The sequence below is a fragment of the Wolbachia endosymbiont (group B) of Apotomis betuletana genome, from assembly GCF_947250475.1.
Classification (GTDB): Bacteria; Pseudomonadota; Alphaproteobacteria; order Rickettsiales; family Anaplasmataceae; genus Wolbachia.
Map to the genome: position 1 here is coordinate 651196 of NZ_OX366320.1, position 13633 is coordinate 664828.

Here is a 13633-nt window from a genome sequence, read left to right on the forward strand (position 1 = left end):
ACACTATTTTACTGTGTCAACTACACTGCCAAATGAACTTGAACCATTTAAACTATGCTGTGGTGTTCTATTTAGATCAGTAATAGAATCATGAGAGCACGTTCTTCTTGATGGACTTTCTTTTATAGTAACATTTATAGGGGAAACTTTTTTTTCTCGTGTTGAAGTAACTTTTTTCCCTTTTTGTTGTTCACTTTTATGCTGCTTACTTTCATACTGAGAAACTGGCTCTTGATCTATAAATACAGCACCCTTTAAACGTGCAAGATTAATACCATGCTGATTGATCATAGCATCCTCCCCATCTTCAACTATGCAAGCTCCCACGTTGTTTGGCTCGTTATCAAGGCTAGCAATTTTTTTTTCTTTTAATTTTTTGATTAGATCTTCTTTATTTATAGCTAGATCTTGTAACTTTTTTTTCTTGAGGAGCTCCCTACGCTTCTCATACAGTTTATATGACTCAGCAAAATCCTCGTCTGCATGAAAGTTTGCACCACCAGGGTTACCAGGAGGTATGTACCTCTTACTGAACTTTACCTTAGACTTCGCTTCAACATTATGTACAGTAAAGAAACTAGAAACCAAAAGTATTAATATAAATAAAACTTTAGAAAAGATCTTAAGCATACTATAGTGAATATTGTGCTTTAAAAGATACCAATTAACAAACTTCAAGTAAATCAGAATCTCTACCAACTTTATAATACAAACATCTTTCTAAAAAATTTACTACCAAAACCTACATAATCTAAAGGAAATTTAAGGTGTTACAAATTTTACGTAACACCTTTTCAAGAAGAGCATTACGCTCTTACTTGTTGTAAATTATTATTCAGTTTTTCGGTATCACCTACATTACTAAACTTCCCATTTGGTTTATCTTGAGACAAGTCATTTTTCTTCTCTTTATCAAGCTTAACTCCCTGATAGATACAGAATGCAACAAAGCTAGTTACCGCTATTACAGCAACAGCACTGACTATGGCACATAGTATTGCTTGTTCTTGTCCCCCTACCATGTCTGCAAATGTCTCTACTTTTTCTTCTAAACCTGTAAATTTTTCTTGCAGGCCGTTTAAGTGCTCTTGCATACCTTGAAACTGCTCAATACCAATCTTTTCTTCTAATGCGCCAAAAACTTTTTCAAACTGCTCAACATCTATCTTTTGAGCTTCTTGCCATTCTTTTAATGCACTAAATACCTCTTCAAACTGCTTAGCATCAATATTTTGAGCTTCTTGCCATTTTTTTAATTCACCAAAAACTTTTTCAAACTTCTCAGCATCTATCTTTTGACTTTCTTGCAATTCTGTTACACCTAACCAATTGCGCAAAATTCCTTTTACCATTTTAACCCCCTAGCTAATTAATATATTATAATTTTACATTCCCAATGTTTAAATTATTATTAAATTAACTATCATTATACATTGATCTTAAAATAACTTTCCCCGACCTGAAAGTTTAAGCTAGCGATCATTCTACCAATATCTCTCTCTTTCCTGAGTAACTCGGAGCACTGACAATACCTTCTTTCTCCATTCTTTCAACAATATTTGCAGCTCTGTTATAGCCTATTCTAAGTTGCCTTTGAATGTAACTAGTTGAAACCTTTTGATCTCTCTGAATGATGGCCACTGCTTGCTTGTATAGATCGTTCTCTTCATCTTCTGTTTCACCTTCTAATTCCGCGAAAGAATTTTCATCTTCTTGAGTGATTTCCTCCATGTAGTTTGGCTCACCTTGCGTTTTTAGATGATCAACTATATTTTGCACCTCATCATCACTTACAAATGGACCGTGAACTCGAATAATCTTACCACCAGAAGCCATATAGAGCATATCACCCATACCGAGCAATTGTTCAGCCCCTTGTTCACCAAGTATTGTACGGCTATCTATCTTAGAAGTAACAGCAAAACTAATTCTCGTTGGAAAGTTTGCTTTTATCACACCTGTTATCACATCTACAGACGGACGTTGCGTTGCCATTATGATGTGTATTCCTGCAGCACGAGCCATCTGAGCTAAACGTTGAATAGAGCATTCTATATCTTTGCCAGCAACAAGCATTAAATCTGCCATTTCATCTACAATCACCACAATATACGGAAATGTCTCCATTTTAATCGGTATTTTTTCAAACAAAGGTTTACCAGTTGTTGAGTTAAAGCCAATCTGTACAACACGTTCCAATTCTATTCCGCTATTCATCGCTTCTGTAATTTTTTGATTATAGTTTATTACATTCCGCACATTTAAATATGACATCATACGATAGCGATTTTCCATCTCTTTCACGATCCACTTAAGAGCAATAACAGCTTTTTTTGGCTCTGTTACCACTGGTGTTATTAGATGCGGTATTGCATCATATATTGAAAGCTCAAGCATCTTTGGGTCGATCATTATCATCTTGCATTCATCAGGACTTAATCGATAAACAAGCGACAGAATCATCGTGTTAATCGCAACTGATTTACCTGATCCTGTAGTTCCGGCAACAAGCAAGTGGGGCATTTTAGTCAGATCTGCAATAATTGGTTTTCCGCTTATTTCCTTGCCTAGTGCAATCGGAAGATTTAAGTTTGCATTTTGGTATTCTGGCGATTCCAGTAAATCACGCAGCATAACAATTTCTCGTTCTTTATTTGGCAATTCTATTCCCATTGCATTTTGTCCACGAATTATTGAAATACGTGCAGAAAGTGCACTCATTGAACGTGCAATATCATCTGCAAGACCAATCACTCTTGCAGATTTTGTGCCTGCTTGTGGTTCAAGTTTGTATAAAGTCACAACCGGTCCATAACATACACTTATAATTTTTCCTTGCACGCCAAAATCACTTAGAACCTGCTCGAGCAGAGATAAATTCTTATTGCTCTCTAATGCATTCAACTGTTTTCTCTGCACAGATTCTTCTACTTTAGAAAGTAAGTGAATGCTTGGAAACTCAAACTCGCTAGAAGGTGGTTTAAAAATCTCTTCGGTAGCTTTTTTCTGTCTTTCTTTTGGTTGTTGTCTAGTGGTTCTATATTTTTCTTCTACTACTAACGGTGCTATTGAATAATCAGTAGTTTTACGTAACCTGAAAAACAGAACCTTTGTAAAAAGGGAAAATATTTTTTTACATAGGAAAAGTAAAGAATAAACCGTTCTCTTCCAACCAATTAACCCTACAAAACCTATTGATGCTGCTACTGCAAAGATGTAAAATGGGTAGTTACTAATTAGTGCATTTCCTATCATTCCGCCATGCACATACCTTGCAGTGATACCGAGCGAAAGTTGCGCTAATGTAGCGCATATTCCTAAATTGATTAATATTAAATAGAGAATTTTCAGCAGCCTTTTTGATATCAAAAAGTAAACTACGGTTGTAGCTATTGTAATACTAGCGAGTCCAAGAAATTGAACCAATATATCAGCTAAATATGAACCTACCACTCCGCCCAAATTTGTTACTTCCTGATTTGTAGCTGTATTTAAGGATGGATCTTGATAATTATAGCTAAAAACCGATATATATATATACATTAAGAGTAACAGGTATATCGCTGATTTTAGCTGTTTTTTTAACATCTACTTAAAGTAATAAGTAATTGTATATTTTACAAAGTGAATTGCTATTATCAATATCATCACGGATAAATCTAATCCATTGAACGGTTGTATATACCTTCTGATAACCTTTAGTGGAGGATGGGTAAGTCGGTTTAAAGTTTGCATTATGTTGCTTACAACTTCATTATACATGTTCACTACATTCAATTTAATCAACAAATCGAGAACAACTGAGCATATTAGAATGAAGCTGTAAAGATCAAGTAGCAGGTTAAGTAAGTATATGATTGGATGCATATTACTAATTTATACTAAAGTCTATTATGTGTAGTGATATATATAAAATCAAGCCTCACAATAATTTTCATGCTGAAATAGATATAAACAATAACTGATTAGTCTGTTTATCAACTGATATGTCGGTTCTGTCGAATCTATAAACCATAGGAAAGAAGATCATTAAAGGTGGGATTATAGGAGTTATGAAGCCATTAACATAGCAAAATTCTCAAAAGTAGAAACATTATTTTAATAATTTGTCTTTTTTGAATCATACGAATATTTTCTATGCCTGTGATGGTAATCTTGGCGGAATGGAAGCTTTTAAACCCAAGCATTGGCTTTATTAGTTTTTTGATAAATCTATCAACAATATTATTTAGATATTTTATTTGAAGAACTGTAATCTTCAGAAATTTCTGCATTCAAATCATCAAGAGCAGCAGTATTACTGCCGCTTTTATCAATTACAATTTTCTCAGGAAGATAGTTACTCCTGAAGGCTTTACGAAAGAATGCAAGTGCTGCAGACTTGTCTCTACTAACACACAAGAGGAAGTCTACAGTATATAAATAAACCCATTTACCGTTTAATTTAATGTAAGTCTCTCCAACTACTACCAACCTGCTTCTTTCTTTTCCTTACTGCCTCATCTATCAGTGGTGATAACCCACCTTTGTAACGTAGCATTTTGCTCCCCTTATACTCATCATTTCTTCCAAATCTCGATAGCTCAAAGAGAATCGACATTTCATGTATACAGATAACATCCGCTGAAAAGCTAAATCCTTTGAAATATAGCAACAATTTTTGATTGATACGAAACATCTTTGCTTTTTTTTTAGACAATTATATCATTCTTCTTTCTACTTCCCTACAAATGCGACAGAACCCTTAATCCACTCTATTATGTTCTGAGACCATACATCTAAGACTTTTACTTGTTACAACTACTGTGCCTGCAATCTTATCGTGCCAAGTTTGGCAACGTTTGTCGAAGCTTGCCCATATGAAACCTAAGAATAGTGGTGAAGTTGACAATATAAAGGAAAAAAACCTCTTTATTGCTTGTTTTAGAGTCAATTTTTTAAAAGTTTGTGCATTTACAACTCTGAGTCCAAGTAATAACTTTCCAGGTGTAGCGCCAAATCTTATCCACATATATGCTACATAACTAAAAAGCATAATAAATTGAACTATCTGATTTAGAACTAGTAACTTGATTAGTTTACTCTGCATTGCTTTTTCCTCTGCAGATAATGGTGTTTGCATCTGATATTTCGCAGCAATTTGGCCTAATATTTTACTGCTCTCTGAGTTCATGAAGAGTTGGCTTAAGGCTTGGCCGCAAAGCTGCAAGAACAAAACGATGATAATTAAATCAAGCAGCACTGACAAATAGCGTCTAAGTCCTGTTACGTAACATATTCCATTTTCATCTTTCTTTACCCTTTGAATAGCATTTATCGAAGAAAGAATGGAAAATAAACGATTAAAAAACTTGTGTAACATAAAGCATTTTCCAATATTTGAGTGCCCCTGGCCGGACTTGAACCAGCATGCTTTTGCAAGCAACAGATTTTGAGTCTGCCGTGTCTACCATTCCACCACAGGGGCCTACTTTAATGCTATAAGTAACACAGGATTAGTCAAATTTTTTCTCTTTCAAGTAAGGACTGAATATTCTACAATAATCAATCATTACTCTGAAAAATTAAAATGAATGAATTAGCCAATCTTATTGATTCAAGAGAAGAAATATGTAAATTGCCACACAATTTAGAAGCAGAGCAAATGCTCATTGGTGCAATGGTTCGTGATAATAGAATTTGTGATGCAGTCGAAGATATAATTGCAGCAGATAATTTCTATGATCCACTACATCAAAGCATTTTTACCCAGATATCTAAAACCAGAAAACACGGTATAGTTGCTAATGAACTGAGCCTCAAGATGTTTTTCGAGAATGATAAAGCATTTGCCGAATGTGGTGGAGTTGAGTACCTAGCAAAACTTGCAGCAAAGGCAAGCATTGCGCTTGACATCTATAGCTTGACCAGAATAATCCGTGATACTTATTTAAGGAGATGCTTAATCAAGCTCGGACAGGAGATAGTTGACGATAGTTACAACTACGACATTGAAAATCCTGCACAGGTACAAATTGAGCAGGCAATGACAAAGTTGTTCAACTTAGCAGTAAAAAAGCAAGGTGATAAGACATATATAAAGCTTGCAAGTTCAATTAAAGATGTGGTTGAGAAGATCAGCAAGCTGAAGAATAACCCAGAGGCTCTAGGTATTACAACCGGACTTCAAGACCTAAACCAGCTTCTTGGTGGTTTGCAGAAATCTGATCTGTTAATTATAGCTGCAAGGCCCTCAATGGGAAAGACAGCATTGGCGCTGAACATCGCACTTAATGCTTGTAAGATTTTGCAAAAAAGAACAGATAAACAACATTATGTAGCATTCTTTTCACTTGAAATGTCAGCAGAGCAATTGACCGCAAGATTGATTACTATAGATTCAGGCATTGGTTATTATAAGGCACTGACTGGGAGAATTAGTGATTTTGAATTACACGAATTCATTAATGCTAGTACAGATCTATCCGAATTACCTTTCATCATAGATGACACTCCTGCGTTATCAATTAGTGCTCTTCGTACCAGAATACGTCTTCTCTATCAACTATATAATGTAGAGTTGGTCTTTATCGATTATCTGCAGTTAATTCGAGGAACAACAAAAAGGAGTAGTGAAAATAGAGTGCAAGAAATCTCAGAAGTGACGCAGGGTTTAAAAGCAATTGCAAAGGAACTAAATATTCCCATTGTTGCACTATCACAGCTCTCTCGTTCTGTTGAGCAAAGGGATGATAAAAAACCACAACTTTCTGATTTACGTGATTCAGGAAGCATAGAGCAGGATGCGGATATAGTAATGTTCCTTTATAGAGAAGAATATTATGAATTAAGAAAGCAACCAAATGAAGGAAGTAATAAACATCGAGAGTGGCAAGAGAAAATGGAGAAAATTAGAAATATTGCAGAACTGATCATTGCAAAACAAAGAAACGGGCCAATTGGTAGTGTGAAACTACATTTTGACTCCAATAGAGGTGCATTTAAAGATTATACAGAAAGATATAGTCTGTAGCGGTTTTGAGTAATTCTGGAAGTGTTTAACAAACCATACGTGCCAAATTAAGTAGCTATCGTGAAATATAGCAATATTTAAGATTGGCATTTTATTTGTTACATTTATTTTTTTAGGAAATTCTTATCTAGGATAAGATATTTTTTTAGAAAAATCTATAAATTACTAACTTTATTACTTAATATATAAAATAGTTTTTTCTTATTTCCTTTCTTCCTTACGCCACTTTTTCTTAACTTGATGCGTATGGTTTATTTAACACTTCCGATATACAACTAAAAAATAGCAAATTCTCTATAACTTGAATATAATTTTAGCTTTACCTAAACAGAAAGATGAATTACTTAATGGATTTTGTTTTAATATCTCTTTCCTTGCCACTTTTTATTACTGAGAATTATTTGTTAATTACTGCGTTGATCCCACTTTTAAGTGCATTAGCTATTTCTTTTACTAGTAAATGGCCAAGAGTAAGCAGTGGCGTTACTGTTGCTTCTTCTATGCTTCTATTTGCGTATACATCTCTATGCACTTTATATTTGGTATATGGTGATCATTCTCAATTTATTCTCATGGATTTTGGTAATAATTTGCATATTAGTTTAAAGCTAGAGTCTAGTGGAGCAATATTCAGTTTATTAATATCATTTTTGTGGGTACTAACCAGTATATATGCAATATGTTATATGAGAAATAACTATGCTGATAGCAATCACTCAAGTTTTCTATGCTTTTTTTCAACATCAATCAGTTGTGCAATGTTTATTGCTTTTTCTGGAGATTTGCTCACTACATTTGTCTTTTATGAGCTTCTAACTATTAGTACATACCCTCTGATTACTTACAACTCAACAAATGAATCAGTAATTGCAGGACGCTATTACTTTGGTTTACTATTTTTCTCTTCTTTAGTATTATTTTTTCCTGCAATAGGCCTATTATATAATGAATTCCATACTTTAGATTTTGTAAGTGGTGGAATATTCAAGTTTGATACTTCACTCATCACTTTTATTGCAGTGTGTTTTGCTATGCTGATTTATGGAATAGGAAAAGCTGCATTAATGCCAATGCATTTTTGGTTACCAAAAGCAATGGTTGCACCAACTCCTGTGAGTGCACTATTACATGCTGTTGCTGTTGTGAAATCCGGAGTTTTCATCATCATCAAAGTTATATTATACACTTTTGGCGTCGATAATATGCAACGTTTTGTGCAGCAAAATTGGTTTGCTGGAGGGTGGCTTCCGTACGCTGCTGGATTTACTATCATTACTGCATCGTTGATTGCATTAAAGCAAAAGGAATTAAAGAAATTGCTTGCTTACTCTACCATCTCCCAATTGTCGTATATTATATTGTTCGCTTCAATTTTTAGTGAATTCAGCATGAAGATTGCAATCTTTCAATTAGTTTGCCATGCATTTGCAAAAATTACTTTATTTTTTTTTGCAGGTATCATAATAACGAAAACGGGTGAAAAATATATAGATAGAATTCACGGTATAGGACGTAGTATGCCAATTAGCATGATAGCATTCACTATAGGTGCATTGTCCATGATAGGAGTACCTCCTGCTCCGACTTTTTGGAGCAAATTTCTCATCTTTCAAGCTGTTTTCAACTCTAGTAATGTAACACTTTCTGTGTTTGTAACTCTAGTGTTAATTGTTAGTACTATACTCAATGCTCTATACTTTTTACCAATAATTTACAACGCCTTTTTCTCAAAACCTTCTAGAAATTATTTTATTAAAAAGACACCAATGCTTCTAGTTTTACCCCCAGTTATTACTGCTATATGCACTTTAGTTATTTTTTTTAGCTACCAAATAATGTTATAAATATAATCATCTATATTTATAGCTATTAACAATAAATTTAAATGGCACTATTCCAGCTAGAGTTGCTTTTATATTTGACAAAGTGAAGCTGACCTCCACAGCATAATCTTTCATCTTCTTATTTTGCTCAGCTGTAAAAACTACAGTAGCGTTTCCAGCAAATGTAACTAAGTTCTTGGTCAACCGGTCAATAGATAATGTTGTTACGTTTATGTTGGTAATTTTTCTTGTGGATGAAACAGCTTCATTGTTCACTTTTTCCTGAAAGTTTTGGTAGATTTTGTATACAGAATTGTTTTTTATAAAATTTTCTTGATACTTTGGCTCAACAGTCCGAGAGGACTCATATGTTTCAATATATTTACTTATTAAATACCTTGCTATGGAAATGTACTCATCTTCTTTTTTACTAAAACTAAGTTTATGTATTGCAGAGAACTCATCTTCTGTGTGGTTCATATACTTCACAAAATTTAAATCTTTTTTAACAGGAAGTAATAGGTATATGTTTAGTAGTGATAAAAATAAACATACTAAGAGAAGTAACGCTATTAACGCCATCCAAGATCTTTCTACAACGCAGAACAGGTATCTGTGGCAATACCATTCAACTGCTTTCCTGAAGTAACTTTTGTTTTTTACTGATTCAAGTAATTTATCTTCCATAATACAAACCCAATTATATAATATACTGGATACTCTAAAAAACTTTAAAATATGTCTAAATTTTCCAAAATGGGATGAATTATTATATCACCTTGTTCTGCAATAAGGTGAAATTTATCAATTTTGCTCACATCTAAATTTATCATTTTTACACTGAAGCTTTCAGGATCATAAGTATTACTTTCTGCACTTTTGTGATAATTATAGTAGTGTAATTTATTTTGATCATCAAAATAACCAAATTCATCAGCAAGAGTTCCCACTTTTTTGCCTTTACCGTCTCTGACTAGCTCAAATAGATCAATTACATGGTTTTCAGATCCAGGCTCAATAGATCCTTCTACAGCAAAAAATTTAGGTGCATGACCAACATACTCCTTAAGTTTTAGATTATTAGTCTTTTTTATACTACCAAAATCCATGAGTTTATATTCATCTGAAAGACCAGAATATTGTGGATCATACTTTTTATATTCAAAAAACTCATTACCTAAAAAATTACAAAACGTTAATTTACAATCATCGTGATTGGATTTAACAACTTTAAAGTAATGAAAATCTCTAGGGATCTTTACTTCCTCTTTCGTAATATGATTACGTACAACAAGTTCATCATTAATCATATAATAGCCAATTCTTGGCAAAGTAGCTATATTGATTGCCTTGTTTAGCTTAAAATTTGCCTCATAGATGCCACTTGATAGCTCCTTCCCTTTTTCTAAAGTGACGTCTTGATCTAAAGATGTATTCTTGATTAAACTCAATTCTTTCTGCATGTTCAGTATAGTGTTTGTTAAAACTTCTATTGATTGCCATACAGTTAATTTATTATCATTCAAGTTATATACTTTCAGTATTAAATTAGCAGAATTTTATCATAAATTTATGTTAAAAGTATTACATTTTTGTGTCATGATGTTAACTACATTAGCTAAAACATGCTTTTTATCTAAGCGAAATTGCTTTGCAGCAACGAAAAGTTCATCTATTTCTTTCCATTGACTTAGTAGAATTTCAACATTATTTACTTCTTTCTTTATACTTTCTAAAATGGAGGTTTGAATTATATGTGATGCTAGTTCTAGCTCAATCTCACTATTAATTATTTTATTAACTATATCAGAATTATTTAGATTACGGAAAAATGTATAAAAATGCTTATGTGACTCATAAGCACCACTGTTTATTGCATTTATTATTACTCCCGGAGTTCCAGGAAACAAAGTAATGATCTCACTAAATATTTTATCGTCGAATTTACACTGAGATGAAACAACCTGCTTTGTTTCATCGTAAGTTAATGGAAGTAAATTCAGCTGAAAACACCTACACCGGATGGTGGTTTGTACATCATATGGCTTATGGCTAATTACAAATATTTTAGAATTTTGTGGCGGCTCCTCTAATATTTTTAATATTGCATTTTTAGCATTATTAGTCATTGACTCTAAGCTATCTATTATAGCTATTTTATATTCTGATTGAATGGGGCTTAAGTGCAAAAAGTTTTTCATTTCTCTCACCTTTTCCACTCCTATTGTATCACCTTCAACAATGTGTAAGTCTAATGCTACTTCATCGTAATTTTTTATAAGAAACCAATTAGAAAAGGATTTTGCGAATGTTGCTTTTCCTATACCTTTTTTACCACAGATCAGCCAAGATTGAACAGACAAGTTGTTCATTATCTTTTTTTTTGCTTGGTTATGGCCTATCACCTTTTTCATTCTTTCTCCTATAGATCTTAGTTTGAAAATTCGTTATTTATTGTTTGTAATGAAATTTTACCTTTTCTTAAAACCTTAATCTTGTCTCCAGTTAAGTCAATAATAGTAGATTCTATACCAGAAACTAATTCATCATCTTCAATTACTGCAGATAAGTGTTGCTTAATAGACTGAGGTATATCTCTTGCTTTGCATATACTTTTTTCTCCTGAAATGTTAATACTAGTTGCAACTACTGGAGTTTTCAGTTCATTTAATATTGAAATCGCAATAGGATGATCAGGAATTCTTATGCCTATACTATCTTTAAAGAACTCATTTGGTAATATACTGTTATCTTGAAGTGGTAAAATATAGGTCATTGGTCCAGGAGAAAAATAGTTTATTAAATCGATATACTCTTCCTTTACCTTTGCTATATTTATCAAACTATCAATATTACTAACAAATACAGAGAGCGGCTTGTTTTGAGAACGCTTTTTTATTCGATATATTTTTTCTATAGATTCGTTACCTAGCGCATTACAAGAAAGAGCATATACTGTCTCTGTTGGAAAGCATGCTAACAAATTATTTTTTATTGCATTTATTACTTCAAATACCATATAGCTAAAACTTATGTCTACAATAGCTCTGGGTTTACAGTTATCTCGCTATATGGTAGCAATTAAGATACCGAAATGGCTAGCACGCATCTGTTGTATACTTACAGTAAATTTTATTAGCAACTGCTCGTTTTGACTGCTAGTACAACATTGCATAATTCTATTATGGCTATTTTGATCAAAATTTGCAAGACTTTTTATGCGAAATACTATATATAGGTGATTGTGGTTGATTTCAATTTGATGAATTAACATTCTAATAATATTTTGCTTAGTCTGCCAATCCACTTGATCAAGCTTTGATTCAACACTTGAGGAAAAGTTTTTCAAGCTATCTGTAACAAGGCTCAATTCTTGTTGTAGTTTTTTTTGATCAAGCGTTCTTTCTTTCTCTTCTTCAATTTCTTTCAAATGTTGTTTCATTGTTGTGATTCTTGGTTCAAATTCTTCTTGGCTTATAAACCCTTTGGCATAGCTATCAATAAATTTTTTGATACTTAATCTTAGCTTACTTTCTTGCTTTTCACGTGTTTGATTATGTAAAGGTTTTTTGTTCTCTGACAATCTACGTTGATATTCATTTGCAATCCTATCTGGCTCTTTCAAGATACTCTTGACTTCTTCCCATATAACTCCATCTAATATATCAGTGCGTATTGATTTATTATCGCAGATTTTATTGCCATTGAATTTGCTAGAGTTTGTACCAGAGCAACGATAGTAATAATATGTCGACTTTTTATGAACGTGGTTTGTACCACAATAAGTATATTGACAACGTTGACATACCATTAAACCTTGCAATAAATATGTTTCTCTTCTTTGTCGTACTCTTGCTCTTTGCCTATTTTCAGTTAGTTGTGCCTGCACTGAATCAAATAAATGCTCATTGATTATTTTTGGTACTGGAATATAAGTCCAATTCTCTTTATCACTATTAAAGCGACCACTTTTAAGTTTACCACAAGTTCCTTTTTTTGATTTTTTTACTTGTGGTTTTGAGCATGTCCTAGTTTTACCATAAGCTGCTTGTCCTATATAAGCAGGATTTTTTAACATGTTCCAAATAGTGCTCCTTTTCCAATACCTTTTTCCTGTTCGTGTTATTACCGGTATCTTATTCAGTTCATGTACAACTTCTCCTATACTTGCTCTTTCTTGGCCAACCCGACTAAATATTTTACGCACTATATTTGCCTCTTCTTCATCAACCTCAAATTGAGCACTTCCTTCACCTACGTGTTTTGCTATGTAGCGATAACCGTAAGGCGCCCTACCCATCACACTTATACACCCAGCTTTAGCTGCATGAAGTTTTCCTCTGCGATTTCGTTCCATAATCTTTGCACGTTCATACTCTGCTATTGCTCCTTGAATCTGTAGAAATAAATGGGAATCAGGATTATCATCAAACTTATGATTTAAAAATACTATTTCAGATCCAGCCTTTTTAAACTCTTCGAGTAAGATCATTTGATATGAAAATTTCCGTGATAGCCGATCAGGTGAATGAATATATATCTTATCAATCTTACCTTCTGCTACTCTATCACGTAAACTCTCTAAGCCAGGACGTTCTAAGTTTGATCCACTGTAGCCATTATCGATGAACCTATGCTCATCTAATAACTCATGTCCATCGCTACTAATGCGACGCTCCAATTCTACAATCTGACTCTCTATCGTATTCTCTTGTGCCTGTTGTCTTGATGAAACTCTTGCATACAAGCTTACGGTTGTCATTTTCTTCTACCTCCTTTATTTTATATTTCAATAATT

Annotated in this window: 12 protein-coding genes, 1 tRNA gene and 1 pseudogene; 2 read left to right on the forward strand and 12 right to left on the reverse strand. The window is 33.2% G+C overall.

Going from position 1 to position 13633, the window contains the following annotated elements; genetic code table 11:
- Positions 1 to 3 precede the first annotated feature (3 nt).
- From OOK82_RS02925 to OOK82_RS02955, 7 genes and pseudogenes are all read right to left on the reverse strand, one after another.
- Positions 4 to 630 (reverse strand): TRP75-related protein, encoded by a 627-nt coding sequence (locus tag OOK82_RS02925; protein ID WP_264330408.1) that lies wholly within the window; start codon positions 628 to 630, stop codon positions 4 to 6.
- Positions 631 to 806: 176 nt separating this feature from the next.
- Positions 807 to 1352, reverse strand: a complete 546-nt coding sequence (locus OOK82_RS02930) for a hypothetical protein (RefSeq protein WP_264687221.1) — start codon at positions 1350 to 1352, stop codon at positions 807 to 809.
- A 127-nt stretch (positions 1353 to 1479) separates the two neighbouring features.
- On the reverse strand, positions 1480 to 3588 hold the full coding sequence (locus OOK82_RS02935) for an FtsK/SpoIIIE family DNA translocase (protein WP_264687220.1): 2109 nt from the start codon (positions 3586 to 3588) through the stop codon (positions 1480 to 1482).
- Positions 3589 to 3867, reverse strand: coding sequence for a YggT family protein (locus OOK82_RS02940; protein ID WP_010401649.1), 279 nt, complete (start codon positions 3865 to 3867; stop codon positions 3589 to 3591).
- A gap of 183 nt (positions 3868 to 4050) precedes the next feature.
- Positions 4051 to 4678, reverse strand: a pseudogene (locus tag OOK82_RS02945) (IS6 family transposase).
- A gap of 66 nt (positions 4679 to 4744) precedes the next feature.
- A complete protein-coding gene (locus tag OOK82_RS02950) occupies positions 4745 to 5362 on the reverse strand; it encodes an RDD family protein (RefSeq protein ID WP_264704427.1) in 618 nt (205 codons plus the stop codon).
- A 22-nt stretch (positions 5363 to 5384) separates the two neighbouring features.
- Positions 5385 to 5467: transfer RNA gene (locus OOK82_RS02955), tRNA-Leu, on the reverse strand.
- A gap of 102 nt (positions 5468 to 5569) precedes the next feature.
- Here OOK82_RS02955 and OOK82_RS02960 point away from each other — a divergent pair.
- Both OOK82_RS02960 and OOK82_RS02965 read left to right on the forward strand, forming a co-directional pair.
- The gene (locus tag OOK82_RS02960) at positions 5570 to 7012 is read left to right on the forward strand and encodes a replicative DNA helicase (RefSeq protein WP_139686507.1); all 1443 of its coding nucleotides are present in this window, start codon (positions 5570 to 5572) and stop codon (positions 7010 to 7012) included.
- Positions 7013 to 7359: 347 nt separating this feature from the next.
- On the forward strand, positions 7360 to 8856 hold the full coding sequence (locus OOK82_RS02965; RefSeq protein WP_264687250.1) for a proton-conducting transporter transmembrane domain-containing protein: 1497 nt from the start codon (positions 7360 to 7362) through the stop codon (positions 8854 to 8856).
- Positions 8857 to 8862: 6 nt separating this feature from the next.
- Here OOK82_RS02965 and OOK82_RS02970 read toward each other — a convergent pair whose 3' ends face one another.
- From OOK82_RS02970 to OOK82_RS02990, 5 genes are read right to left on the reverse strand one after another with little or no spacing between them, the layout of a single operon-like run.
- On the reverse strand, positions 8863 to 9522 hold the full coding sequence (locus tag OOK82_RS02970) for a VirB8/TrbF family protein (RefSeq protein WP_139686506.1): 660 nt from the start codon (positions 9520 to 9522) through the stop codon (positions 8863 to 8865).
- A gap of 44 nt (positions 9523 to 9566) precedes the next feature.
- Complete coding sequence (locus OOK82_RS02975) at positions 9567 to 10361, reverse strand: hypothetical protein (RefSeq protein WP_264337251.1); 795 nt, start codon at positions 10359 to 10361, stop codon at positions 9567 to 9569.
- 36 nt (positions 10362 to 10397) lie between these two features.
- A complete protein-coding gene (locus tag OOK82_RS02980) occupies positions 10398 to 11249 on the reverse strand; it encodes a DNA polymerase III subunit delta' (protein WP_211908312.1) in 852 nt (283 codons plus the stop codon).
- Positions 11250 to 11266: 17 nt separating this feature from the next.
- Complete coding sequence (locus OOK82_RS02985) at positions 11267 to 11854, reverse strand: L-threonylcarbamoyladenylate synthase (RefSeq protein ID WP_006013379.1); 588 nt, start codon at positions 11852 to 11854, stop codon at positions 11267 to 11269.
- A gap of 48 nt (positions 11855 to 11902) precedes the next feature.
- The gene (locus OOK82_RS02990) at positions 11903 to 13597 is read right to left on the reverse strand and encodes a recombinase family protein (RefSeq protein ID WP_264704430.1); all 1695 of its coding nucleotides are present in this window, start codon (positions 13595 to 13597) and stop codon (positions 11903 to 11905) included.
- Between the last annotated feature and the right edge of the window lie 36 nt (positions 13598 to 13633).